We start from the raw sequence: 23,332 nt of genomic DNA on the forward strand, positions 1-23,332 counted from the left end.
GGCAGCGTCGGCGCCGGGGGCGGCGGGTTCAGGGGCGGGGCCGGGATGGCGGCGGTGACGTCATCCGGGGCCGGGGCCGGGGCCGGGGCGGAGGCGGAGGCGGCGGCCGGGGCCGGGTCGGGCTCCGGGTCCTCCGGCGCCGTGCCCGTGCCCGTGCCCGCGCTCGCGCCGTCGTCCGTGGGCGTCGCGGTGTCCGCTGTGCCGGCCGCGTCCGCTGCCGCCTCCGCGTCCTGCCCGTCGTGTCCGACCCGCTCGGCCTCCGCGTCCTCCCCACCCTCCTCGTCGACCGAGATGCCGAAGGCCGTTGCCAGGCCGACGAGCCCCGTCGGGTAGCCCTGCGCCACCGCGCGGAACTTCCAGGAGTCGCCGCGGCGGTACAGCTCGCCGCAGATCACGGCCGTCTCCTCGCCCGTCTCCGGGCGTACTTCGAAGACCGCCAGCGGCTCCGCGCCGTCCCCGGGCTCGACCGCGGCGTCGAACAGCTCGATCCGCAGGTCCGGTACGCACGCAAACGTGTCGCCGTCCGACGACGCGGCGATCACCACCTGGTCCACCGACGGGTCCAGCCTCGCCAGGTCCGCCTCGATCGTGTCCGTCAGCCCGTCATCGACGCGCTTCTTCGGCAGGTGACGCACCAGGCCCGACGGGTGGCGCGGCTGGTTGTAGAAGACGAAGTCCTCGTCGGAACGCACCCGTCCGTCCGCGCCGGTCAGCAGGGCCGAGGCGTCCACGTCGGGAACCCCCGGGCCAGGGGTCCAGCACAGTACGGCCCGTACGGCCGTGGCATCGAGCGGGACGTTCGAGCCCTTCAGCATCGTGTGCGTCATGCCCGTCATCCTGCCTGGCGGCATCCCGGACGGACAACGCGGGGGCGGATCCGGAGCGCCGTGGCGCCGACCGGTCCGGCGGGCCGCGCCATGGCTCGGCGCAAGGCGCAGGTCACCTGGCGTTCACATCGGCGGGGAACCGGCGACACCGGTCCGTACGTACTATTACCGGCCACACGTCATCAGAGCCGTCGCGACGGTACGCCACGGCAGTACGGGGATCCGCATGCGTCATTTCGGGCATATCTCACCTGCCGCCCGCGCGGGGCTCTTCCACCGGGAGCCCTGCGCGTTCGATGTGAGATCCCCCGCGCGTGTGCTCGCGGCCGGGCTCGGCGCCACGCTGTACAGCCCCGCCACCCGCCCCGCGCTCGCAGACGACGTGTACAAGCAGGTCGGGCGCGGTGTGGTGTCGATGGTGCTGTGCCTGGAGGACTCCATCGACGACGGGGACGTCGAGGCGGCCGAGGAGAACCTCGTACGCCAGTTCACCGACCTCGCCGCCCGCGGCGGTGAGCCGCCGCTCCTCTTCGTCCGCGTCCGCACACCCGAGCAGATCCCCGACCTCACGCGCAGGCTCGGCCCCGCCGTACGGCTGCTGTCCGGATTCGTACTCCCGAAGTTCACCGAGAAGCGCGGCCTGCCCTTCCTGGAGGCCCTCGTCGAGGCCGAGTCCGGGCCCGTCGCCGCCGACGTACTCGCCGGCCGCCCCCTCTACGCCATGCCCGTCCTGGAGTCGCCCGACCTGCTCCACCTGGAGACCCGCGCCGACACCCTCGCCGGAATCGCCCGCTCCGTCACGGCGTACCGCGACCGGGTCCTCGCACTGCGGCTCGGCGTCACCGACTTCTGCTCCGCGTACGGACTGCGCCGCTCGCCCGACATGACCGCGTACGACGTGCAGATCGTCGCCCATGTCATCGCGGACGTCGTCAACGTCCTCGGCCGCGCCGACGGCAGCGGCTTCACCATCACCGGGCCCGTGTGGGAGTACTTCCGCCTCCAGGAGCGGATGTTCAAGCCCATGCTGCGGCGCAGCCCCTTCACGGAGGGCCGCGCCGACGCCCTCCGCACCGCGCTCATCGAGCACGACCTCGACGGGCTGCTCCGCGAGATCGAACTCGACCGCGCGAACGGGCTGCTCGGCAAGACCTGCATCCACCCCTCACACGTCCAGCCCGTGCACGCACTCTCCGTCGTCAGCCACGAGGAGTACAGCGACGCCCGGGACATCCTGCACCCCGAGCGGAACGGCGGCGGAGTGATGCGCTCCGCGTACACGAACAAGATGAACGAGGTGAAGCCGCACCGCGCCTGGGCGGAGCGCACGCTCCAGCGCGCCGAGGTGTTCGGCGTCGCCAAGGCGGACGTGGGCTTCGTGGAACTGCTCGCGGCAGGGCTCGCGGTCCCGTGAGCACGGGACGAGACGGAACGAACACCCCCGAAGGAAAGAGGCACGTCATTCACAGCGCGGTGTGGACGGGAACATGGGTCGCCGAGCGGCTCGGCGTCGAGCTCGCCGGACAGAAGGCGGACGACGAGCTGCGCGGACTGCTCGGGCTCGCCCTGCGCCGCAACCCCAGGCGGGCGCACCTCCTGGTCTCCAACGTCCTCGGCAAGCACGTGCCGCAGAGCCCGGCCGTGGTCCGGCGCTCGGGGTACGAACTCGGGTGCCGCGTCCGCGCACTGCTGGGCGAAGCGGAGGCGCGGCGCGCCGTCGTGCTCGGGTACGCGGAGACGGCGACCGGCCTCGGTCACTGCGTCGCCGACGGGCTCGCCCACGCCCCGTACCTGCACTCCACCCGGCGGCCGGTGCCAGGGGTCCGGCCGGCGGGCGGGTTCGAGGAGTCCCACTCGCACCACACCTCGCACCTGTTGCTGCCGGAGGACCCGGAGCTGCTGGCCAGGCCCGGGCCGCTGGTTCTCGTCGACGACGAGTTCTCGACCGGCAACACGGTCCTGAACACGGTGCGGACGCTGCACGAGCGGTACGCGCGCGAGCGGTACGTGATCGTGGCGCTCGTCGACATGCGGTCGGAGCAGGACCGGGGGCGGCTCGCGGAGTTCGCGGCGGAGATCGGGGCGCGGGTGGACCTGGTGACGCTCGCCGCCGGGACGGTACGGCTGCCGGACGGGGTCCTGGAGAAGGGCCAGGCCCTCGTGGCCGCCCACGAGACCCCGCCGCCCGACCGGACGGGCGACCCGCGAGCGGTACGGCGCGTGGACCTCGGCTGGCCGGCCGGGGTGCCCGACGGGGGCCGCCACGGCTTCACGCCGGCCCACCGCGCCCGCCTGGAAGCCGCGCTTCCGGCGATGGCGGCGCGTCTGGCCGCGGCACTCGGCGTGGCCGACGCCCCCGCCGACCCGCACGCCGACACCCCACCCGCCGCCCCCGCGCCGGGGGCCTCCGCGCCCGAGGCTTCCGGTGCCCCTGCGCCCGGTGCTCCCGTGCCCGAGGCTTCCGGTGCCCCTGCGGCCGGTGCCTCCGTGCCCGAAGCTTCCGGTGCCCCTGCGGCCGGTGCCTCCGTGCCCGAAGCTGCTGGCGCCCCTGCGCCCGGCGCCCCCGTGCCCGCGCCCGGCGCCCCTGCGCGCGGTGCGTCAGCGCCCGGTGCCTCTGCGCCCGAGGCTTCTGATGCCGCAGCGCCCGAAGCCCCCGGTGCCCCTGTGTCCGAAGCTTCCGGGGCCTCTACGCCCGGTGCTCCTGCGGCCGGCGCGCCCGCGCCCGCGGCTTCCGGTGCCCCGGCGCCGGGTGCCCCCGCGCCCATCGCCTCCGCGCCCGAGGCCCCAGGTGCCTCCGCGCCCGGCGGTCGGCGAGCGCGGGTGCTCGTGCTCGGGTGTGAGGAGCTCATGTACGCGCCGCTCGCGCTCGCCGCCGTGCTGGAGGAGCGGGCCCCGGGGGTCGACGTGCGGTTCTCGACAACCACGCGGTCGCCCGTGCTGGCGGTGGACGACCCCGGGTACGCCATCCGTACCCGGCTGGTCTTCCCCGCGCACGACGACCCCGCCGACGGCCCGGGCGACCGGTACGCCTACAACGTCTGCGACGTCGCGGGCGGCGTCGGGTTCGACGCGGTCGCCGTCGTCGTCGACTCGGCCGCCGACACACCCGCCCTCCATGCCCCGGACGGACTGCTGGCGCAGCTCGCGGCGCACGTCCCGCGTGTCGTGCTCGCGACCGTCCCCTCGTACGTTCCCGCACCCGAAGGGGTCCCCATGCCGCCCGCGCCGCTGCCGGAGCCGTTGCGCGGCCCCGCGTTCTCCTCCTACGCCCCCGACGAAGTCGGCTGGCTCCTCCAGGACTTCTCGGACGTGGAGCTCGAAGCGCCCACCGAGGAGCGCGAGGAGGCCGTCCAGAGCGGCGGCGCGCACTACGCCGAGTCGCTGCCGGTCGAATACCAGCCCAGCGACGACTACCAGAAGCTGTTCCGCTCCGCCCTCGACACCTCGGCCGCCCGCATCGCCCGCGCCGTCGGCACGGTCACCGAGACGGTGCTCGCCGAGCGGTCACCGCGCCCCGTGCTGGTGTCCCTGGCCCGGGCCGGCACCCCCGTCGGCGTGCTCATGCGCCGCTGGGCCCTGCACCGCCACGGCCTGGACGTCCCGCACTACGCCGTGTCCATCGTGCGCGGCCGCGGCATCGACACCAACGCCCTGCGCTGGCTGCGCGCCCACCACGACCCGGCCGACGTCGTGTTCGTCGACGGCTGGACCGGCAAGGGCGCCATCACCCGCGAACTCGCCGACGCGCTGCGCGACTTCCCGGACTTCCACCCCGAGATCGCCGTCCTCGCCGACCCCGGCTCCTGCGTCCGCACCTACGGCACCCGCGAGGACTTCCTCATCCCCTCCGCCTGCCTCAACTCCACCGTCTCCGGGCTGATCTCGCGCACGGTCCTGCGCGCCGACCTCGTCGGCCCGGGCGACTACCACGGCGCCAAGTTCTACCGCGAGCTCGCGGGCGCCGACGTCTCCGGCGACTTCCTCGACACCGTCTCCGACCGCTTCGACGAGGTCGCCCCCGCCGTCGACGCGGGCGTCAAGGAGCTGCTCGCGGCGGACCGCGCCCCCACCTGGGAAGGCTGGGCTGCCGTCGAGCGGATCAGCGAGGAGTACGGCATCCACGACGTGAACCTGGTCAAGCCCGGCGTCGGCGAGACCACCCGGGTCCTGCTGCGCCGCGTCCCGTGGAAGGTCCTCGCCCGGCGCGGCGCGGGCCCCGACCTCGACCACGTACGGCTGCTCGCCGAGCAGCGCGGCGTACCGGTCGAGGAGGTCGACGGCCTGCCGTACACGTGCGTCGGCCTGATCCACCCGAAGTACACGCGCGGGGCGACCGGCGCCGACGGCCGGGCGGTGACGGCCCCGTGACGCCAAAGACGATCATCGCCAGCGACCTCGACCGTACGCTCATCTACTCGGCGGCCGCCCTCGCCCTCACCGCGCCCGACGCCGACGCCCCGCGCCTGCTGTGCGTGGAGGTCTACCAGGGCAAGCCCCTGTCGTACGTCACCGAGACCGCCGCCGCGCTCCTCGGGGAACTCGCCCGCATGGCCGCGTTCGTGCCGGTCACCACCCGCACCCGCGAGCAGTACGGGCGGATCCGCCTGCCGTGCCCGCCGCCCCCGTACGCGATCTGCGCCAACGGCGGACACCTGCTGGTCGACGGGGTGTCGGACCCGGACTGGCAGGCGGCGGTCGCGGCCCGCCTCGCCGACGAGTGCGCGCCCCTCGACGAGGTACGGGCGCATCTGCGGGCCGTCGCCGACCCGGCGTGGCTGCTCAAGGAGCGGGTCGCGGAGGACCTGTTCGCCTACCTCGTCGTGGAGCGGGACCTGCTCCCGGACGGCTGGCCGGCCGAGCTGGCCGCCTGGGCGGAGCCGCGCGGCTGGACGGTGTCCTTGCAGGGGCGCAAGGTGTACGCCGTACCGAAGCCGCTCACGAAGAGCGCGGCGGTACGGGAGGTGGCGCGGCGCACGGGCGCGGGAACCGTACTGGCCGCGGGCGACTCGCTGCTGGACGCGGACCTGCTGCTGGCCGCGGACCGCGCGTGGCGGCCCGGGCACGGCGAACTGGCCGATACGGGCTGGGGCGCCGCCCACGTCGAGGCGCTCGGCGACCGCGGGGTCGCGGCGGGGGAGGAGATCCTGCGCCGGTTCCTCATGGCGACGAGCCGACCGACGGCGGACGCGACGGGCACAGCCGGGGCGTCGGACGCATCGGACGCGTCGGGAGCGTCGGGCCCATCGGGCGCGTCGGGCGCCAAGCGTCCGGTCGGTGACGCCCGGGCCGGCCGGGTGCCCTGATCAGCCGCCGCAGCATCCGCCGCCGCAGCATCCGCCGCCCCCGCCGCCGGCCGGGGGCGGGGGCGGGGCGGCGCCCGTCGCCGTACCGCCGACGGCGACGGCCGACAGCAGCTTGACCGTGTCGTCGTGCCCGGCCGGGCAGGCGGCGGGCGCGGAGGACTCCGCCATGGGGCGGCTGAGCTCGAAGGTGTCGGCGCACGTGCGGCAGCGGTACTCGTAACGAGGCATACGGACAGGTTATCGACCGCGCCGCGGGTGCCGGCCACGCCGCGGCGCCCGGCCGTGCGATCCGCACGCCACGAGGAACGCCCCCACCGCGAAGCAGGCGACCACGTTGGACGTCCGGAACGCCAGGACGTTCAGGTCCGTACCCACCAGTGCGAGCGCCCCGAACCCGCTGACCAGGAACGCCGTCCCCGCCACCAGGTCCAGCGTCGCCACGGCGCGGCCGGAATCGCCGCCGCCCAGGGCCGCGCCCATCAGCAGTACCAGCCCGGCGCAGAGGCACACGGCACCGAGCAGACCGTTCGTACCGAGCCCGGCGACCGTGACCCCACGGGTGCCGGCGAACCCGTCCACCCCTCCGCTCAGAAGCCCCGCGACCCCGAAGACCACCAGCAGCGCCCCGACGACCCCGGCCCCGGCCCGCGCGACCGGAAGGCGCCGCCCGCCGCGCCAGGAGCGGAAGGCGTGGAGGACACGGTGGGCGGCCATGGAGCCTCCTGGGTGCGGCGTGGCGCCTTACGCCCAGAATAGGCCCGAGCAGCCCGGCCGGAACCGCACAGGACCGGACCGGAGACCCACCACCGCGACCGCCCCGGCCGCACCCCGAAAACCCCCGACGCCCCCCGACACCCCGGCGCCCCCGACGCCCCGTCAGGCCACCGGGGTCACAGTCCTCGCCTGCCGTCCCCGCCGCGCTCGTCGCGGATCTGCTCCACGACCCGGGCGACAGCGCCCCGAACGGCCTCGGTCTCCGTCAGGAAGTGCCAGTAGTCGGGGTGCCGCCCCTCAAGTCCGCCCACCGCCCGCTCCAGCCGGGCCACCGCGTCGTCGAGGGGTCGCGCGTGCCGCGGGTCGGGGGTGTGGCGCCCGGCCATGGCGAGCCGCTGGGCGTCCCGGATCGTGAACCGGGTCCGCTCGATCTCCTGCTGCGGGTCCTTGGACACGGCGTTGAGCCGCCGCAGCCGTTCCCCGGCCGCCGACACGGCCTCGTCGGTGGCGTTGAGCAGGGCCCGTACGGTGCCGAGCAGCGCCGTCGCGTCCGCCCAGCGCTGGTCGTCGCGCGCCCGCGAGGCCTCGGCCAGCTTCTCCTCCGCTCTCCGTACGCTGTCGGCGGCCCGCGCCGGTACGGACTGGAGGTCCTGCCAGCACGCGGCGCTGAACCGGCGGCGCAGCTCGCTCAGCACCGGCTCGACGGAGGTGGCCCGGTTGGCGAGGGCCTGGGCGCGGGTACGGAGGGAGACCAGCCGCCTGTCGGTCTCGGCGGCTCGCTCCGGCAGCCGCTCGGCCTCCGCCCGTACGGCTTCGGCGTCGCGCAGGACGCGGTCGGCGCGCTGGAGCGTCTCGGGGACGCCGTGCCGCCCGGCGCCCTCGTTGAGCCGGGTCAGCTCGGGTGCGAGGGCGGCGAGCCGCGCGGCCAGGTCGTCGGCGCGCAGGCCCGCGCCCCGCACGGCGTCCAGGGCGTTGCTGGCGGCGAGCAGTGCGGCGCGGGCGCGCTCGACGGCCGGGGCGAGCCGTGCGAGCTGGGTCTCGGCCTTGTCGAGGAGCGGGCCGAGCTGCCGCTCGAACCGCTCCAGCTCGCCCTTGGCCCGTACGAGGTCGTCCTTGGCCCGGTTCAGCTCGTCGCGCGCGCGGACGGCGACGGACGGCTCCAGGTCGACCCGGTCGAGATCGAACGAGTCCACCGCGGTGATGTAGACATGGCTGGCCTCGTCGATCCGCCGCCCCAGCGCGGCGAAGTCGTCGGCGGCCCGCAGGGCGGCGGGCGAACCGTCCACGGCGGTGATCGTCTCGATGGAGATACGCAGGCCGCGCTGGGCGGTGTCCAGCTCGTAGAACGCGGCCGCGGCGGCGTCCTTCGCGGCCTGGGCGTCGGCCCGCTGGCTCTCGGCGCGGCCGCCGCCGAACCAGCGGCGGGGCCCGCCGCCGTTGCCGCCGCTGCCGGCGAAGGCGGCGAGCAGCAGGGGCACCGGCAGCACCGGCGACAGCACGAGGGCGAGGACATCGTTCGCGTACCGCCGCGTGCGTGTCAGCGTCACATCCGCTCCCCGTACCGCCCGTGTCCGTGTCCATGCCCGTGTCCGTGCCGGCTTGCCCGGTCATTCTCCCACCAGGTAGGACGAACAAGGGAGCGGATGAGTTCGCGCTGCGCACGAGCACCATCACCCCGCCCACGGCGACCCGACCACGTACGGTGCGCCGGCGACGACGATACGTGCCCACGGGCCGCGCAGCGGTTTGCGAACCCCACCCATGCGCCATGTACGCTGTTGCCTCATTCCACGGGTGCGTAGCTCAGGGGTAGAGCGCTGCTCTTACAAAGCAGATGTCGGCGGTTCGAAACCGTCCGCGCCCACCAGCACAGAGGCCCCAGCCGACCAGGCTGGGGCCTTGCCTGTAGCGAGAACTCGGTGGCGGGCCCGGGCTGTCACAGGCGACCATGCGACGCATGAGCGATCACCCCGCGCGATGGACCCGGGCGACCGTCTACCCCGACATGTGGGCCGACCCGGACGACGACCCCCGCAACAACGAGGACAGCCCGGACGGCGAGCTCGCGACGCTGCGGGACTTCCTGGTGAACTACCGCATCACCCTGCGGATGAAGTGCGAGGGCCTGGACCCGGAGCAACTGGCCCGGCGGTCGGTTCCGCCGTCGACGATGTCGCTGCTCGGCCTGCTCCGGCACCTCGCCGAGGTGGAACGGGACTGGCGCAACTGGATCACCGAAGGCGACCCGCTGCCGAAGCTGTACGGCGCGAAGGACGCGGACTTCGAGGGAGCTGTCCCGGAGCGGGCCGTGGTCGACGCCGCGTACGCCGACCTGGAGCGCGAGCAGGCCGCGACCGACGCCGCTCTGGCCGCGTACTCGGACCTGGGCGAGCGTGTCGGCAAGGACAGGATCGCGATTCGGGAGCTGATGGTGCACAGGATCGACGAGTACGCCCGTCACTGCGGGCACGCCGACCTGCTGCGCGAGTGCGTCGACGGAAGGGTGGGCCAGTGACCGCGGTCAGGCGTTGGGGCGCTTGCCGTGGTTGGCCTTCTTGCCCTTGCGGGCGCGGCGCTTGTTGCCTCGCTTCGACATGGTGACCGCCGGATTCCTGAGTGGGGCGTTTCGGGCGTTCTCAGCTTATGAGGGGCGGGGGTGGGGTGCATCCCGGCGGTCAGAGCGGTCAGAGCGGTCAGAGCGGTCAGAGCGAGGTCAGAGCGGCCAGTACGGGCCGTATGCCGTGCGGTGGAGGAGGCGGACCGGGCGGTCGTCCGGGGTGGTGGCGCGGAGTTCGAAGCGGAGCTGGCGGTCCGCCGGGACGTCGGCCGTGCAGGTGAACTGGTGGCCGCCGCCTCCGTGCACCCGGATCGGCAGGTAGCGGGCCGGGTTGCCGCCCTTCGTGTCGGTGAGGTAGAAGCGGCCCTCCACCGTCGCCTCCGCCGGGGTGTCGTCGTCCAGCAGCAGGTGGACGAGCGTGTGGTGGCGGCACGGGCCGGTGTGCAGGACGGCGTCGCGGAACGCCAGGCCGGTCCACTGGCCCGATGCCAGTTCGACGTCGATGGCGTTCGCCTCGTTCAGCATGCTCGGCACGGGCTCCTCCTTCGGCGGTACGGGCGCGGGTGCGGTCTGGCCCTTCGCGCGGGCCACGATCCCCGGGAAGACGACCTTGCGGAACTGGTCGATACGGGCCTGGCCCGGGCAGGACGTGCCGGAGGACGACCAGGCGCGGTGCAGGCCGTGGTAGCCGTAGCCCGGGTCGTCCGCCGTGCGGCAGATCCGCAGGGGCAGCCCGTGGTGCCGGTGCAGCCAGACCCCGACCTTGATCAGCTGCTCGATCTGCGCCTTCGTCCACGGGTCGGTGTGCTTCGTGTTCGACGCCGTCTCGATCGACACGGCGCCCGTGCCGTCCGGGCGGCGGTTCGCACGGTAGTTGGCGTCGGCTCTCGTCTCGGTGCCGATGTACTGGGCCAGGTCGCCCTCGTAGCCGAGGCCGAAGTGAGACTCAAGTGAGCTAGTCTTCCAGTACTCGTAGAGCCGCCGCGCGTTCCACGGTGCGGCAAGGCTGTGCAAGATGAACTGCGTAGGCCTGATAGCGGGTTGCTGATCACTCTCGGGCTGAAGCTCCAGCTTTTTCGCGAACGGGCACCAAGCCATCAGGGTGCCTCCTTCGGTCTCGGGAACGTCTCCTGGGGGGAAATATCGGCATGGATGAGCTCACCTGCACTGTCGAGGGCTGCAGCCGCCCCGTACGCGTGCGCTCTCGGGGGTGGTGCGCCATGCATTACCAGCGGTGGCAGCGCCACGGAGACACAGGCCCTGGTGCCGCCCATCGTGTGCGCGGCAGTGCGGCAATGGAGACACGACGATGCGAGTTCCCCGGCTGCACGCGGAAGTACGTCAGCAAGGGGCTGTGTGCCAGCCACAATTGGCAGCGCAATGCGGGACGCGAGCTGACCGCGCTGCCGGACCGGCGGCACGCCAAGCCTCATGACCGGAACCCGGAGGGCGAGAAACAGTGCCGCACCTGCCTCCTCTGGCTCCATCCGGACATGTTCAACCGGAATGCCAGGGCCAAGGACGGGTTGCAGGGGAGCTGCCGAAGCTGCGGACGGGACGCGCAGCGTAAGGCGCTGTACCGGCTGCCTCCTGGCCGCTACGCGGAGATGCTGGCGAGCCAGGGAGGCACGTGCGCCATCTGCGAGCAGGCCGACGACACGGGGTTCGCTCTGTCTGTTGACCACGATCACGGTTGCTGCCCGGATGCTGCTGGGAGCTGCGGGAAATGCGTCCGCGGCCTGGTGTGCACCGCGTGCAACCACGGACTCGGGAAGTTCCGTGACAGGCCGGAACTCCTGCGCGCCGCAGCGGCGTACCTGGAACGGCACGCCTCCCGGTAGCCGTTCGAGGCGCCTGTCGCTGCCGCGCCAGTACTCGTACATACGGCGCGCGGTCCACGGGGCGGCGATGCTGTGCAGGATGAACTGCGTCGGCCGGATCGCCGGCTGGGCGTCCGACTCCGGCTGTAACTCCATGCGCGTAGCCGCCGGGTACCAGGCCATAGGACTCCTCCTTGGGGCGGGTGGCGGCCCCTGTGACAGCTTGGGCGGGCAACTGAAGGTGAGTTGCCCGCGATGCGCGATCGTCACTCGGTACGGCGAACAGTAGACAGCCCCAATGTGGCGCTCAGCGGGACCAGTTGTTCTCCTCCTGTGTGTAGGTGTGGATTTTTTGCGGTGAGGAGCCGCTGGTACGGAACGGTTTTCCGGCGTCGTCGATGCGCAGCGTCCCGCGCCTCCCGCCCGCCGACCAGTCCGCCTCCAGGTACCAGTCGCAGTCGCACCGCGTGGCCGTCGCCTCCACCCGTACGACCAGCGGGTCGCCCTCGGACACGCGGTACGGCAGTCGCGTCACCGGCAGTGCGCGCTCGCTGTCGGAGCCCTCCGTCGGGCAGGCCAGCGGGCGGGCCGCGTCGAGGTCGACCGCGTAGTACGCGGGCGTCAGCATCCCGCCGCAGCCGTCGCTCATCGCGTACGACGGCCAGTTCAGCGGCGGGCGCCGCGCCACCACCCGTACCGACAGCCGTTCCACCACGGCCGAGCCGCCGGCCGGGGCGCTGACCGTCGCCCGCACGATCGTCCGGCCCCCGTGCACCGCGCCGAGCCTGGACGCCCAGTCACGCGCGTCTTGCTCGACGGGCGGCGGCGGTACGGCCTCCGGGGCGCGGTCCACGAGGTAGCGGTGGTCGCAGCCGTTCGCCCAGACGTGGGCGTCCGCCGTCCAGGTGGGGGGTGCCGGCTCGCTCGGTGCCGGTTCGCCCGGTGCCGGTTCGCCCGGTGTCGGTCTCGGGGTGGGGCGGTGCGCCGTCAGGTCCGCCGCGAGCAGGGCTCCGGCTGCCAGGGCCGCTGCCGTCGTGACCGCCGCGACGGTCAGGCGCAGGCGGGTCCTTGGCCGCTGCCGGGGGGTGTGCTCCGGCGCCGGCTCCGGGTCCTCCGGGTCCTCCGGGTTCGGCTCCGGCTCCGGCGTCGGCTCCTCCGGCGTCGGCTCCGGCTCCGGCTCCGGTGCCGGTTCCGGTGCCGGTTCCGGGGGTGGCTCCGGGGCGCGCTGCTGTTCCGAGGGGTTCTGTCTCGCCTCCGTCGCCAGGACCCACTGGCGGTGCAGCTCCAGCAGTTCCTCGCGGGGCGCGCCGGCCAGTCTGGCCAGGCGTTCCACCACCGCGTAGTCCACCGGGACCGTCTCGCCCAGGCAGTAGCGGTGCAGCGTCGAACGGCCGACGTGCAGCCGCCCGGCCAGTGCGCCGTAGCTGTGTCCCGTACGGTCCTTCAGGTCCCGCAGGTGCTCCGCGAACACCTCGATCTCGCGCGGTCCCGGCATTCCTCGGCCCCCGTTCCGCCGTGTCCCCATCCCGGTACGCGTCCCGGGCAGTTGACGTTTCCGCAGGCCAGCGTACGCGTCCCCGTCCCGCTGTCCCGTTCCGCGCCGCCGCTCTTGCCCGGCAGGCCGGACGCCTTCGACGCTGGGTCCGCACCAGCCGACGCATCAGCGAAACGGGGAAGTACGACATGAACCTCCGCACCACCACCGCTCTCGTGGCCGCCGTCGCCACCGGCGCCCTCCTGCTGCCGCTCACCGGCGCCGCCCAGGCCAAGGCCCCCTCCGCCGCGCCCGGGTTCCTCGCGCCCGCCGACCTGCCTCCCGCCTCCACCGACTGGCACGGCGGCCCCGTCACCAAGGGCACGCCCGAGTTCCCGCCCTTCTGCCTGGACAAGGTCCTGCCCGCCAAGGGCGCCACCTGGCACCGCCAGTTCGGCACCGAACTCGAAACCGGGGCCGTCCAGATCTCCGTGACCGCGCCCAGCACCACCGCCGCCCGCAGGCTGGCCGCCGCAGCCGGGAAGGCCGCCGCCGACTGCGCCGCCGACTGGCTGCGCCGTACGCCCGGCGGCACCGCCTCCTGGGCGGACTACGGCAAGCTCGCCGTGGAGGAGGGCGCCCATGTGTACGGCGTCCACACCTCGATCCCGGAGTCCGAGCCCGGCGTCCACCTCATCGGCGTCGGCCGCGACGGCCGCACCGTCACCGTCGTGCAGTGGGGCCAGATGGGCGACCTGAGCGACGCCCCCGTCCCGGCCTTCAAGCGGACCACCGCGACGGCGGTGAACAAACTCCACTGACACGGCCGGTGGGCGGGGCTACAGTCGGCGGCATGCGCGGCGAACGGGGCAACGCACGGGGGAACGGGCCGCACGGCTTCCGGTGAACCGCCAGGAGACTCCTGGCGGTTCCCACCGATGGAGCCCGTCATGGCACGTACCGCACACCACCGTCCGCGCGCACGGCACACGTACGACACCCACCTCACGACAGTGCTGCACGACCTGCGCTTCAGCGCCGCGGCCCTCGCCGACGCCGCGCGCGACGGCCGCAGGGCCCGCCCCCAGGGCGTCCGCCGGCGCGTCACCGTCCGGCACCGGGCGCGCGCCATGCGGGACCCGTCCGTCGCCCGCTGGGCGGCCGAGCAGGAGCGCAGCGCCCGGCAGCGGCTGCGGGGACAGCTCCGGCCGCTTCGGGCACTGGTCGACCAGCCCGCCGGGCCCCTCGACCTGGACGCCGCCGACGCGGTCGACGTGCTGCCCGCCCGGCACCGGCGCCTCGCCCTCTGGCTGGCGTGACCGCACCCGCCCGCAATCGCCCCGCCCCGGGGCCGTGCCGCGCGGATCGGGCCCGCGCCCCGTGGCCGCTCCGGAGTGCTTCCGGCGGGGGTGCGTACGCCCTCCCGTGCGAGCGCTTGAAGCGTCAACCTGTTCGGGGGGCGGAGAGCGAGGCGGTGGTTCGGATGGCGCGTAAGCAGCCCGTCTGCGGGGCGGTCACCACGGAGGGCCGGCTCTGCCGGCGGCTTGCCATGGTCGGGGCCTCGCGGTGCCATCTGCACCGCGAGGACTGGGCCACGTACACCGTCCTCTGGCTCCGGCACGATCACCCGCGGGATCCGGAGCAGGTCCGCCGGGCGGTATAGCGGTAGAGCGCGGTAGCGCGGTAGCGCGGTACAGGGCGGTACAGGGCCGCACGGGGCGGTACAGGGCCGCACGGGCGGATAACCGGCGGCGGGCCGCCATCCCGCGCCGTTACGCTCTCCGGCACGCCGTCCGCCGGGAGGAGTGCCGATGCTGGGAGTGACCAGTCTTTCCACCTACGCCCTGGGGACGCTCCTGATCATCGTGCTCCCCGGGCCCAGCTCGCTCTACACCCTCTCCGTCGCCGCCCGGCGCGGAGTCCGCACCGGTTACCGGGCCGCCGCCGGGGTGTTCCTGGGCGAGACGCTCCTGATGGCGGCCACCGCCGCCGGGCTCGCGTCGGTCGTGCGGACCAACGCGCTGCTCTTCTCGGTCGTCAAGTTCGCCGGTGCCGGCTATCTCGCCTGGATCGCCGTCGGGATGATCCGTGCCGCCTGGACGATGTGGCGCCGGAAGGGCGCGCCTGCCGATGACGGTGCGCAGGGAACCGGGGCCGGTGCCACGGCATCGGAGGAGCGGCCGTTCCGGCGGTCGCTCGTCATCACGCTGCTCAATCCCAAGGCGATCCTGTTCTTCATCTCGTTCTTCGTGCAGTTCGTGGACCCCGCCTACCCGCACCCCGCCCTGTCCTTCGGGCTGCTCGCCCTCGTCTACCAGCTCATCAGCGTCCTGTACGTCACGGCGCTGGTGCTCGGCGGCACGTACCTGGCCGCGCAGTTCCGGCGGCGCAGGCGGCTCTCCGCCGGGCTCACCAGCGGTGCGGGCGCCCTGTTCCTCGGGTTCGCCGCGAAGCTGGCCGTCAGCGACGCCTGACGGGTGTCGGTGGGTGCGGCCACACTGGGGGTATGTGCCGCAGCATCAAGACCCTCCGTCCGCCCGTACTCCCCGAGAAGGCCACCGAGGAGGACATCCACGCCGCCGCCCTCCAGTACGTACGCAAGGTCTCCGGCTTCCGCGCGCCCGCCGCTCACAACCGGGAGGTGTTCGAGCGGGCCGTCGCGGAGGTGGCCGACGCGACCCGGCGGCTCCTCGACGACCTGGAGGTCCGGGGCTCCGGCGGCGGGCACGCCGGGAAGCGGGTCACGGCGTCGCCGGAGCCGGCCGCCGGATGACGTACGCCGCGAGGCTCCCCGCCAGGAACAGCGCCAGCACCGACACCCCGGCGCTGAACCAGGTCGCGCCCAGCCACTGCCCGCCGAAATAGCCCAGGCCCACGCTGTACGAAGCCCAGGCCACGCCCGCCAGGGCGGACCACGGTACGAACTCGCGGGCCCTGCGGCGCGCCGCGCCCGCGCCGAGCGACACCACCGAGCGCCCGGCCGGGGCGAACCGGGCGATGACCACGAGGGCGCCGCCCCCGCGGACCAGGGCCGTGCCGAGACGTTCCTGCGCCGTGGTCAGGCGGCGGGAGCGGGCGATGGCACGGTCCAGACGGGCCCCGCCGCGCCAGGCCAGCCGGTACGCCACCAGGTCGCCGGCGACCGAGGCCGTCGCGGCGCACAGCGCCAGCGTGAAGAGGGACACGCCGTCGGTGGTGGTGGCCGTCGCGGCCGTCGCCGCGGTGGCGGCCGTGATGACCAGGACCCCGCTGGGGAGCACCGGCAGGAACACGTCAAGCAGCACGGACACGGCCACCGCCGCGTACACCCAGGGGCTGCCGGCCAGCCACCCCAAGCTCTCCTGCACCTTGACTCCCGCTTCACCCCTGAGAACGCCGAACAGCGTACGCCTCGAAGGTCCCGCGGGAACCACCGGAGGGCGTGAGGCGGTTCGCCTCACGCCCTCGGGGACGTCATGTCGTGCCTTCGGCCTTACGGCGAGGCCGTGTTACGCCGCGCGGCCGTGTTACGCCGTGCGGCCGTGTTGCGCCGCGGCCGTGTTACGCCGTGACCGTCGTGCTGCCGCGCCGGGCGTCCGCGTCCTCGGAGCCGCGCGGCCTGAACAGGCCCTGCAGCGCCAGCGCGCCCGGTCCCGTGAACACCAGCAGCAGCATGGCCCAGCAGAAGAGGGCCGCCGCCTCGCCGCCGTTCTGCATCGGGAAGAGGCCCGACGGCTGGTGCATCTTGAAGTACGCGTACGCCATCGCGCCGGACGACAGGAACGCGGCGGTCCGCGTGCCCAGGCCCACCAGGACGAGCGCGCCGCCGACCAGCTCGATCACGGCCCCGTACCAGAACGGCCAGGTGCCGGACGGGACCGTGCCGCCGCTGCCGTCGGCGCCGCCCAGGACGCCGAACAGCTTCGCGGCGCCGTGGCTGAGGAACAGCAGGCCGACGACGACCCGGAAGATCCCCAGCGCGTAGGGCTGGAGCTGGTGTAGACGCTCGGTGATCTTGGGCATGGGGGGTTGCTCCTTCGGCTGGGGACAGGACCGATGAGCCCCACGTTAGGCACGCCTAATGAGTACTTGCAAGTTCAACATTCGATCGTTTGCGGGGTCCGGCCACGGCCGGCGCGGGGGCCGGAGGGGTTGCCGGGACGGCCGCGCGGAGGGCCCCGCGGGCGACCGCGTACGCGTCCGCGAGGGTCACCGAACCGACCCCCGGACGGGCCCCGGCAGCGGTCACCCAGTGCACCCCCTCGGTGGGTATCCCGAGGGCTAACGGCCTTTTGCGTACGCTTTCTTGACGATCCATCAGATAATGCGGGGTCGCTGTCACGTCCAGGCCTCCCGTGTCGTGGCCGCCCACCCGGTGCGTCCGGCACGCGCCCGCCCGCAGGAGGCCGCCGAGCAGCGCGTCGTCGGTGCGTCGCAGGTCCGAGTGCGGCAGCCGCGCCTCGACGAGTGTGGTGACCGTCACCGCCGAACCCGGCACGCACGGCGACTCGGCCGTGAACGCGGACCCCTCCGCGCGGACGCGCAGCCCCGGGCCCACCTCCAGGGCGCCCGCCTCGATCAGCGCGGCCATCTCCTCGACGCGGCGGCGCCGTCTCGACCTCCAGGGCCAGGAGTGGCCAGATCTCGCCCCTGAAGTCGGGTGGATCGCCCGCCTCCGCCCGCTTCCGGAACCGCCCGGAGGGCGGAGGGAGGCACCGAGGGTGCCGCAGGCGTGCGGGCCTTCATGCCCGCGTGATCCCCGACCGAACCCCTGGGTGCAACCTCACGCTCCGCCAACTGGCGCGTAACCGGGCCATGTCCGCTCGTGTACGGTCGCCAGCGCACCGCCCCGGCGCGCCTGCTCCAGCCGCAGCTCCGCCGAACGCCCGCGCAGCGTCAGTGTCATGAGCTGGTTCCCGAACCACGGGCCGCCCGTCCTGCGCCACCCGGTCTCCGCCGGGCCCGTGCGGCCGTGCCGGGCCAGCGCCCGCCCGAGCCGCAGCCGCCCGGCTCCAGCCGAACCGGAAGCCGAGGCGCAGCGCGTACGGGATGCGCTGGTGCACCGGCGAACACGTCAGCTGAAGCACCCGGGCACCCGCGCCGCCGCCCTCGCCGCACCCGCCGCTCCCGCCGCCCCCGGGCGTCAGGCCTTCCGGCTCCGCGACGTACGCGTGGTGCACGTCGCCCGAGAGCACCGACACCGTCGCCGGTGCGTCCGGCCCCTCCGCCGCGTCCGCCAGGAGCCGCGTCAGCCACGCGAACGACTCCGGGAACGCCGCCCAGTGCTCCAGGTCCGACGCCCGCCGCAGCACCTCGCCGACCCGCGCCCAGCGCTCGCCCCGCTCGCCCCGGCACAGCGCGGCGTTCCACCGCTCCGCGTGATGGACCAGCGGCGGCAGCAGCCACGGCAGCGAACTGCCGATCAGCAGGTGGTCGCAGTCGGACCGTTCGTCCAGCACCTGCTCCCGCACCCAGCGCGCGTCCTCCTCGCCGAGCATCGCCCGCTTCTGCTCGTCCAGCACACGGCCCGCCCGCGTGTCGACCATCACCAGCCGCGTCCGCCCGAAGTCGCGCCGGTAACTCCAGCGCATCCGCGCCGGGTCGGCGTCCGCCTCGGTCGCGAAGCGGCGCAGCGCCTCCGTGCCGTCCGCCGCGGCGCACACGGTCGCGTAGAGGGGGTCGGCCGCCAGCTCGGCGGGGGAGAGGTTGCCGAGGTGCTGGTGCACCCAGTACGACATCAGCCCGCTGAGCAGCCGCTCCCGCCACCACGGCGTGCCGCGCATCTCGGACAGCCAGGCGGCGCTGGTGTTCCAGTCGTCGATGAGGTCGTGGTCGTCGAAGATCATCAGCGAGGGCACGGTGGAGAGCAGCCAGCGCACCTCGGGGTCGAGCCACGATTCGTGGTAGAGGCGCGTGTACTCCTCGTAGTCCCCGACCTGCTCGCCCGGGCCGTCCCGCAGGTCGCGGCGGGCGGCGAGCCACCGCTTGGTGGCCTCCGACGGCTTGTCCGCGTACACCTGGTCGCCCAGCAGGAGCAGCACGTCGGGCCGTACGGCTCCGGGGTCGGCCGCCAGCCGGCCGGCGAGGGCGCCGAGCGCGTCGGGGCCGGCGGGTCTGCGGCCGTCCGCGCCCGTGGCGGCCCAGCGGCAGGAGCCGAACGTGACGCGCGGGCCCTCGGTCGCGGGGCCCGGTGTGGTGATGGTGCTGGGCGGCAGGGGCGAGCCGGGGAGCGGCCACACGCGCCGGCCGTCGAGCAGCACCTCGTACGGGGTCGTCGTGCCGGGCGTCAGGCCCTCGACGGTGACGACGGCGTAGTGGTGCCCGGCTATCCGGAACGTACGGGCCTCGCCGCCGGCGCCGTCCGCGCAGCGCACCTCGGCGGTGCAGGGGCGGGCGGTCTCGACCCAGACCGTCGCCCGTGTGCCGTGCGGCCACTCCACGTACCTCAGCAGCGGCCCCAGTCGCAGTCCGGTGCCCATGATGCGGTCCCCCTCCGTCGCCCCGCCCGTACCGTACGGGACCCCGTACGGTACGGAACGCCGGAGGGGGGTGCGCCGGTTCCGGCCGCCGCACTGGGGGCTGTTGGCCCGGCTGCCCGGATCAGCAGGCGGTCAGCTGCCCGTGCAGCGGCCGGTCAGCAGCCGTTCAGGACCGACTGGAGCTTGCTCTTCTCGGCCGAGTCGACCGACAGGTCCCAGTGGTACTTCACGTGCACCCACATCCGGGCGTAGTAGCAGTGGTACGCGGTGCGCGGGGGCATCCACTCGGCCGGGTCCTTGTCGCCCTTGGACTGGTTGACGTTGTCGGTGACCGCGATGAGCTGGGGGCGCGTCAGGTCGTTGGCGAAGGACCGGCGCTGGTCGGTGGTCCAGGAGGCGGCGCCCGAGCGCCAGGCCTCGGCGAGCGGGACGACGTGGTCGATGTCGACATCCGAGGCGGCGTACCAGGTGGCGCCGTCGAACGGCGAGTACCAGCTGCCGCTGACGGCGGCGCAGTTGGAGTCCTGGACGACGTTGCTGCCGTCCCGCTCCAGCACCACCTCGCGGGTGTTGCAGGTGCCGTACTGCGTGATCCAGTGCGGGAACTTGTCCCGGCTGTAGCCGGTGGAGGAACCTTCCGCCTTCACCGTGAGCTGGCTCAGGTACGAGCGGGCCGTCGTCGCGCTGACCGGGGTGGGCGGCGCGGCCTGCGCGGCGGGTGCCGTGACCAGCAGGCCGGTGAGGGTGAGTGCGGCGGTGGTGGCGAGTACGGCGATGCGGCGCGCGAATCGACGCGCGTAGACACCGGACATGCGAACTCCCTGGAGAGGTGGGGGTTGTGGCCGAATCGCCCCTGCGGGCGGCACGGCCATCGTGGTGGCGCGAAGTTGCCTGGGGATGGGCGCCAGGTAACAGCGTGACGACATGAACACGTCAGATCAAGGGGTGTGTCCACCCCACGACATCCGCCGCCGTCCACCGCACGGCCCCCGCCGCCGTCCACCGCACGGCTCCCGCCGCCGTCCACCGCACGGCTCCCGCCGCCGTTCACCGCACGGCTCCCGCCGCCGTTCACCCACACGACATCCGCCGCCCGTTCACCACGCGACACCCGGCGCACGCTCCTGGCGTCCCGGCAGGTGCCGTGCGGCGGCCTAGGGTTGGCGTGTGCTCCTGCCGGTCGACCTCACCTTCGGCGCCGTTCTCGCGGTGCTGCTCGCCGTCGCCGCCACCGTCTCCGCCGTCGCCCGGCTCAGGCCGCCGCGCGAGATCGTCCTCGCGGGGCTGCGGGCCGCCGTGCAGCTCGCGGCCGTCGCGCTGGTGATCGGCTGGGTGATCCGCGCCGTACCGCTGCTGCTTCTGTTCCTGCTGGTGATGTACGGCGTGGCGGTACGGACCGCCGGGCGGCGCATCACGCGCAACGGGACCTGGTGGTGGGGCGCCGTGCCGATCGCCGCCGGCGTCGGGCCCGTGGTGGCCGCGCTGGTGCTGACCGGGCTGGTCCCGGTCAAGGGCATCGCGCTGATCCCGGTCGCGGGCATCCTCATCGGCGGGGCGCTCACCGCGACGGTGCTCGGCGGGCGGCGCGCCCTGGACGAGCTCGCCGCGCGGCACGGTGAGGTCGAGGCCGGGCTCGCGCTCGGGCTGCTCGGCCGGGACGCCCGGATGGAGGTGGCGCGCGAGCCGGCGGCGGACGCGCTGCTGCCGGGCCTCGACCAGACCAGGACCGTGGGGCTCGTCACACTGCCGGGCGCGTTCGTCGGGATGCTGCTGGGCGGGGCGTCGCCGCTGCTGGCCGGGGCGGTGCAGCTGTTCGTGCTGGTCGGGCTGATGGCGGTGCAGGGCGTCGCGGTGGCGGTGGTGCTGGAGCTGGTGACGCGGGGGCGGCTGCACCGGGACGGGGACGGCGGCTGAGGTCACGTACCCTGGACGGAGCAGAAGGGGAGTAGCTCTTCGCCGGACCGTCGACATACTGCTGGGCCTCGTGCCCGGCCGGCGCCCGGAGGCGGAACGTCGCTTGTCGCGTCCCGCCAGCGAGACCTTCGGCATCAAGCAGAGTCCATGTATTCGTGGCCCTGCCGTGCCGAAGCGACCCCTGAAACGCGCGAGCGAAGGTCTCTCGGTACCGGCGGAGCCCGACCGATTGAGGAAAGCAGCCCGTGCTCAGCATGACGATCATGGCGATCACCTTCGGTGTCGTCTTCCTCGCCGAACTCCCCGACAAGACCGCCCTCGCCGGCCTGATGCTGGGCACCCGCTACCGCGCGTCCCACGTCTTCGCGGGCGTCGCCGCCGCCTTCGCGGTCCATGTCGCGCTCGCCGTCGCGGCGGGCAGCGTCCTCACGCTCCTGCCGCACCGGCTCGTGCAGGCGTTCGTGGGCGTGCTGTTCCTGGCGGGGGCGGCGATGCTGCTGCTGAAGAAGTCCGACGAGGACGACGAGGAGCTGAAGGCCCCGGCAGGCCAGTCCTTCTGGAAGGTCTCCGGGGCGGGCTTCATGCTGATCCTGGTCGCGGAGTTCGGCGACCTGACGCAGATCATGACCGCGAACCTCGCCGCCCGCTACGACGACCCGCTGTCCGTCGGCCTCGGCGCGGTGCTGGCGCTGTGGGCCGTCGCCGGCCTGGGCATCCTCGGCGGGCGGACGCTGCTGAGGTACGTACCGCTACGGCTGATCACGAAGGTGGCGGCGGTGCTGATGTTGACCCTGGCGGCCTTCAGCCTGTACGAGGCGCTGGCCTGACGTCACGCCGTGACGTGGAGGCGGATCGTGCCGTCGCCGGGCGCGCCCGCCTCCACGCGCAGCCCGGTCAGGTCCCGCACGTGGAGGTCCGGCGCGAACGCCGCCGCGCGCGGGCCGACGCCGACCACGCGCATCCCGGCGGCCCGGGCGGCCGCGATACCCGCCTCGGAGTCCTCGAACGCCACGCAGTCCGCGGGCGCGAAGCCCAGGTCGGCCGCGCCCTTCAGGAAGCCCTCGGGGTCCGGCTTGCTGGCGCTCACGGACTCGGCGGTCACACGCACGTCGGGCATGCGCAGGCCGGCCGCGCCCATCCGGGCCCGCGCGAGCGGGGCGTCGGCCGAGGTGACCAGGGCGTGCGGGAGCGCGGCGACGGCCGCCATGAAGGCCGGGGCTCCGGGCACCGGGACCACGCCGTCGACGTCGGCGGTCTCCTCGTCGAGCAGCTCGCGGTTCTCCGCGAGGTTCCGCTCCATGGGCCGGTCCGGGAGGAGGACGGCCATCGTGGCGTAGCCCTGGCGGCCGTGCACCACCTTCAGGGCCGCCTCCGGGTCGAGCCCGTGCCGCACGGCCCAGCGGCGCCAGACGCGCTCCACCACGGCGTCCGAGTTCACGAGCGTCCCGTCCATGTCCAGGAGCAGCGCCCGCGCGGTCAGGACATCGGTGGTGGTGGCCGTCACGGGCGGTCTCCAGTGGTCTCCGGGAGCGGAAGGGGGGGAGAGGAAAGAGGAAGGAGAGTACGAAGCGGCCCGCCCGCCGGTCAGGGAGTACGGGCGGGACCACTTTGTTTCTGCACTATACAAAGCGCGGGGTGCGCGACGCCACCCGGCGCCGACGACCGCGGCTGCGGGCGGCGGGGGCCGGGGGCTGGGGGTCGGGGGCAGGGGGCTACCGGCCGGAGGTCTCCGCCTCCAGGGACGTGCGGGTCGCGGTGCCGTACACGCCGCGCGGGTCGTCCGTGATACCGCGGCGGGCCTGGTAGGCGGCCACGGCGCGCTCGACGTCCTGGTCGTACTGGCCGTGCATCGGCCCGCCGTACAGGCCCAGTTCACGCAGCCGGTGCTGGAGGTCCCTGACCGGCTGGCCGTGGTCGCCGCGGCTCAGGACCGGGCCGTCGGCCGTCGGCGTCCGGGTGTCGGTGGTCCGCGTGGGCTGGGCGGAGTCGGGGCGTGCGGGGCCTGCTCCCGTCTCGGGCGGTTCGGCTGCCGCCGACTCGGACGGTGCTTCGGCGCCCGACCCGGACCCGGGCGTGGAACCGGACTCCGGCTCCGACGCGGTCGGGGACCCGGACGGGGACGGTGTGCCGGGCGACGCCGACGGCGACCCGGAGGCAGAGGAGGGCGCGGGGGCTGTCGGGGACGGTGTGCCGGGTCCGCCGCTGGGCCACGCGTGCTCGCTCACGCCCGGTACGGGCGCCACCCGGTCGGCCGATTCGTCCGCG

The 23,332-nt window shown here is 74.1% G+C and carries 23 protein-coding genes, 1 tRNA gene and 2 pseudogenes; 12 read left to right on the plus strand and 14 right to left on the minus strand.

The window, feature by feature from the left end; all coding sequences use genetic code 11:
* Positions 1-836: TerD family protein (locus HTZ82_RS01500; RefSeq protein ID WP_254711552.1), on the minus strand; the 836-nt coding region annotated here is incomplete at its 3' end.
* Positions 837-1,053: 217 nt separating this feature from the next.
* On the opposite strand from HTZ82_RS01500, the gene HTZ82_RS01505 reads away from it, so the two are divergent.
* Genes HTZ82_RS01505 through HTZ82_RS01515 form a run of 3 tightly spaced genes read left to right on the plus strand, consistent with a single transcriptional unit; the run spans position 1,054 to position 6,130 of the window.
* Positions 1,054-2,241 (plus strand): HpcH/HpaI aldolase/citrate lyase family protein, encoded by a 1,188-nt coding sequence (locus HTZ82_RS01505; RefSeq protein WP_175407416.1) that lies wholly within the window; start codon positions 1,054-1,056, stop codon positions 2,239-2,241.
* A 59-nt stretch (positions 2,242-2,300) separates the two neighbouring features.
* Positions 2,301-5,195, plus strand: coding sequence for a phosphoribosyltransferase domain-containing protein (locus tag HTZ82_RS01510; protein ID WP_175407417.1), 2,895 nt, complete (start codon positions 2,301-2,303; stop codon positions 5,193-5,195).
* Positions 5,192-6,130, plus strand: a complete 939-nt coding sequence (locus tag HTZ82_RS01515) for an HAD family hydrolase (RefSeq protein ID WP_175407418.1) — start codon at positions 5,192-5,194, stop codon at positions 6,128-6,130. Before HTZ82_RS01510 ends, HTZ82_RS01515 begins: the two co-directional genes overlap by 4 nt.
* Here the strand turns inward: HTZ82_RS01515 and HTZ82_RS01520 are convergent, their stop codons facing one another.
* The 3 genes from HTZ82_RS01520 to HTZ82_RS01530 all read right to left on the minus strand — a co-directional run bounded on the left by HTZ82_RS01520 (position 6,131) and on the right by HTZ82_RS01530 (position 8,391).
* Complete coding sequence (locus HTZ82_RS01520) at positions 6,131-6,358, minus strand: zinc ribbon domain-containing protein (RefSeq protein ID WP_175407419.1); 228 nt, start codon at positions 6,356-6,358, stop codon at positions 6,131-6,133.
* Positions 6,359-6,367: 9 nt separating this feature from the next.
* Entirely contained in the window at positions 6,368-6,844 is a 477-nt protein-coding gene (locus tag HTZ82_RS01525) for a DUF4383 domain-containing protein (protein WP_175407420.1), read from the minus strand.
* A 176-nt stretch (positions 6,845-7,020) separates the two neighbouring features.
* Positions 7,021-8,391, minus strand: coding sequence for a hypothetical protein (locus tag HTZ82_RS01530; RefSeq protein WP_175407421.1), 1,371 nt, complete (start codon positions 8,389-8,391; stop codon positions 7,021-7,023).
* Positions 8,392-8,636: 245 nt separating this feature from the next.
* On the opposite strand from HTZ82_RS01530, the gene HTZ82_RS01535 reads away from it, so the two are divergent.
* Positions 8,637-8,711: transfer RNA gene (locus tag HTZ82_RS01535), tRNA-Val, on the plus strand.
* Between the two features lie 81 nt (positions 8,712-8,792).
* Positions 8,793-9,359: a DUF664 domain-containing protein gene (locus HTZ82_RS01540; RefSeq protein ID WP_175407422.1), complete on the plus strand. Its 567-nt coding sequence runs from the start codon at positions 8,793-8,795 to the stop codon at positions 9,357-9,359.
* A gap of 6 nt (positions 9,360-9,365) precedes the next feature.
* On the opposite strand, the gene HTZ82_RS33020 is transcribed toward HTZ82_RS01540, so the two are convergent.
* Both HTZ82_RS33020 and HTZ82_RS01545 read right to left on the minus strand, forming a co-directional pair.
* Complete coding sequence (locus HTZ82_RS33020; protein ID WP_099048249.1) at positions 9,366-9,440, minus strand: 50S ribosomal protein bL37; 75 nt, start codon at positions 9,438-9,440, stop codon at positions 9,366-9,368.
* A 117-nt stretch (positions 9,441-9,557) separates the two neighbouring features.
* On the minus strand, positions 9,558-10,499 hold the full coding sequence (locus HTZ82_RS01545; RefSeq protein WP_175407423.1) for an N-acetylmuramoyl-L-alanine amidase: 942 nt from the start codon (positions 10,497-10,499) through the stop codon (positions 9,558-9,560).
* Positions 10,500-10,894: 395 nt separating this feature from the next.
* Here HTZ82_RS01545 and HTZ82_RS31910 point away from each other — a divergent pair, with 395 nt between their 5' ends.
* Positions 10,895-11,242 carry an endonuclease VII domain-containing protein gene (locus HTZ82_RS31910; protein WP_302852189.1) on the plus strand — a complete coding sequence of 116 codons (348 nt, stop codon included), beginning with the start codon at positions 10,895-10,897 and terminating at the stop codon, positions 11,240-11,242.
* A 286-nt stretch (positions 11,243-11,528) separates the two neighbouring features.
* On the opposite strand, the gene HTZ82_RS01555 is transcribed toward HTZ82_RS31910, so the two are convergent.
* A complete protein-coding gene (locus tag HTZ82_RS01555; RefSeq protein WP_254711554.1) occupies positions 11,529-12,716 on the minus strand; it encodes a helix-turn-helix transcriptional regulator in 1,188 nt (395 codons plus the stop codon).
* Between the two features lie 188 nt (positions 12,717-12,904).
* Here HTZ82_RS01555 and HTZ82_RS01560 point away from each other — a divergent pair, with 188 nt between their 5' ends.
* The 4 genes from HTZ82_RS01560 (at position 12,905) to HTZ82_RS01575 (ending at position 15,468) form a co-directional block, all read left to right on the plus strand.
* Positions 12,905-13,516, plus strand: coding sequence for a hypothetical protein (locus HTZ82_RS01560; protein WP_175407426.1), 612 nt, complete (start codon positions 12,905-12,907; stop codon positions 13,514-13,516).
* Positions 13,517-13,645: 129 nt separating this feature from the next.
* Positions 13,646-14,014 (plus strand): hypothetical protein, encoded by a 369-nt coding sequence (locus HTZ82_RS01565; protein WP_254711555.1) that lies wholly within the window; start codon positions 13,646-13,648, stop codon positions 14,012-14,014.
* Positions 14,015-14,506: 492 nt separating this feature from the next.
* A complete protein-coding gene (leuE, locus tag HTZ82_RS01570; RefSeq protein WP_175407427.1) occupies positions 14,507-15,169 on the plus strand; it encodes a leucine efflux protein LeuE in 663 nt (220 codons plus the stop codon).
* A 32-nt stretch (positions 15,170-15,201) separates the two neighbouring features.
* Positions 15,202-15,468 (plus strand): DUF2277 domain-containing protein, encoded by a 267-nt coding sequence (locus HTZ82_RS01575; RefSeq protein WP_175407428.1) that lies wholly within the window; start codon positions 15,202-15,204, stop codon positions 15,466-15,468.
* Here the strand turns inward: HTZ82_RS01575 and HTZ82_RS01580 are convergent.
* From HTZ82_RS01580 to HTZ82_RS01600, 5 genes and pseudogenes are all read right to left on the minus strand, one after another.
* Positions 15,437-16,042 (minus strand): VTT domain-containing protein, encoded by a 606-nt coding sequence (locus tag HTZ82_RS01580; protein ID WP_175407429.1) that lies wholly within the window; start codon positions 16,040-16,042, stop codon positions 15,437-15,439. The two genes, HTZ82_RS01575 and HTZ82_RS01580, sit on opposite strands and share 32 nt — an antisense overlap.
* A gap of 193 nt (positions 16,043-16,235) precedes the next feature.
* Positions 16,236-16,688 carry a DoxX family protein gene (locus tag HTZ82_RS01585; RefSeq protein ID WP_175407437.1) on the minus strand — a complete coding sequence of 151 codons (453 nt, stop codon included), beginning with the start codon at positions 16,686-16,688 and terminating at the stop codon, positions 16,236-16,238.
* Positions 16,689-16,752: 64 nt separating this feature from the next.
* Positions 16,753-17,283, minus strand: a pseudogene (locus tag HTZ82_RS01590) (FAD-binding protein); the annotation flags it as partial.
* A gap of 174 nt (positions 17,284-17,457) precedes the next feature.
* Positions 17,458-19,153 (minus strand): annotated as a pseudogene (locus tag HTZ82_RS01595) (alkaline phosphatase D family protein).
* Positions 19,154-19,308: 155 nt separating this feature from the next.
* Positions 19,309-19,965 (minus strand): HNH endonuclease family protein, encoded by a 657-nt coding sequence (locus HTZ82_RS01600; protein ID WP_175407431.1) that lies wholly within the window; start codon positions 19,963-19,965, stop codon positions 19,309-19,311.
* 355 nt (positions 19,966-20,320) lie between these two features.
* Between HTZ82_RS01600 and HTZ82_RS01605 the strand changes: the two genes are divergently transcribed.
* Together HTZ82_RS01605 and HTZ82_RS01610 are read left to right on the plus strand one after the other, a co-directional pair.
* Positions 20,321-21,067, plus strand: coding sequence for an ABC transporter permease (locus HTZ82_RS01605; protein ID WP_175407432.1), 747 nt, complete (start codon positions 20,321-20,323; stop codon positions 21,065-21,067).
* 254 nt (positions 21,068-21,321) lie between these two features.
* Positions 21,322-21,894, plus strand: coding sequence for a TMEM165/GDT1 family protein (locus HTZ82_RS01610; protein WP_217623561.1), 573 nt, complete (start codon positions 21,322-21,324; stop codon positions 21,892-21,894).
* 2 nt (positions 21,895-21,896) lie between these two features.
* On the opposite strand, the gene HTZ82_RS01615 is transcribed toward HTZ82_RS01610, so the two are convergent.
* Both HTZ82_RS01615 and HTZ82_RS01620 read right to left on the minus strand, forming a co-directional pair.
* Positions 21,897-22,571, minus strand: a complete 675-nt coding sequence (locus HTZ82_RS01615) for an HAD-IA family hydrolase (RefSeq protein WP_175407434.1) — start codon at positions 22,569-22,571, stop codon at positions 21,897-21,899.
* A 208-nt stretch (positions 22,572-22,779) separates the two neighbouring features.
* Positions 22,780-23,332, minus strand: a 553-nt coding sequence (locus HTZ82_RS01620; RefSeq protein WP_217623556.1) for a peptidoglycan-binding protein, incomplete at its 5' end; no start/stop codon positions are given.

The organism is Streptomyces sp. TRM64462 (assembly GCF_013362995.1).
GTDB lineage: Bacteria > Actinomycetota > Actinomycetes > Streptomycetales > Streptomycetaceae > Streptomyces.

What these genes read in the sequence shown, in the direction of transcription:
- HTZ82_RS01505 (WP_175407416.1), top strand. Translation starts at nt 1,054, where the DNA reads ATGCGTCATTTCGGGCATATCTCACCTGCCGCCCGCGCGGGGCTCTTC.
- HTZ82_RS01520 (WP_175407419.1), bottom strand. Translation starts at nt 6,358, where the DNA reads ATGCCTCGTTACGAGTACCGCTGCCGCACGTGCGCCGACACCTTCGAG.
- HTZ82_RS01525 (WP_175407420.1), bottom strand. Translation starts at nt 6,844, where the DNA reads ATGGCCGCCCACCGTGTCCTCCACGCCTTCCGCTCCTGGCGCGGCGGG.
- HTZ82_RS01540 (WP_175407422.1), top strand. Translation starts at nt 8,793, where the DNA reads ATGCGACGCATGAGCGATCACCCCGCGCGATGGACCCGGGCGACCGTC.
- HTZ82_RS01545 (WP_175407423.1), bottom strand. Translation starts at nt 10,499, where the DNA reads ATGGCTTGGTGCCCGTTCGCGAAAAAGCTGGAGCTTCAGCCCGAGAGT.
- HTZ82_RS31910 (WP_302852189.1), top strand. Translation starts at nt 10,895, where the DNA reads ATGTTCAACCGGAATGCCAGGGCCAAGGACGGGTTGCAGGGGAGCTGC.
- HTZ82_RS01555 (WP_254711554.1), bottom strand. Translation starts at nt 12,716, where the DNA reads ATGCCGGGACCGCGCGAGATCGAGGTGTTCGCGGAGCACCTGCGGGAC.
- HTZ82_RS01560 (WP_175407426.1), top strand. Translation starts at nt 12,905, where the DNA reads ATGAACCTCCGCACCACCACCGCTCTCGTGGCCGCCGTCGCCACCGGC.
- HTZ82_RS01565 (WP_254711555.1), top strand. Translation starts at nt 13,646, where the DNA reads ATGGCACGTACCGCACACCACCGTCCGCGCGCACGGCACACGTACGAC.
- leuE (WP_175407427.1), top strand. Translation starts at nt 14,507, where the DNA reads ATGCTGGGAGTGACCAGTCTTTCCACCTACGCCCTGGGGACGCTCCTG.
- HTZ82_RS01575 (WP_175407428.1), top strand. Translation starts at nt 15,202, where the DNA reads ATGTGCCGCAGCATCAAGACCCTCCGTCCGCCCGTACTCCCCGAGAAG.
- HTZ82_RS01600 (WP_175407431.1), bottom strand. Translation starts at nt 19,965, where the DNA reads ATGTCCGGTGTCTACGCGCGTCGATTCGCGCGCCGCATCGCCGTACTC.
- HTZ82_RS01610 (WP_217623561.1), top strand. Translation starts at nt 21,322, where the DNA reads ATGACGATCATGGCGATCACCTTCGGTGTCGTCTTCCTCGCCGAACTC.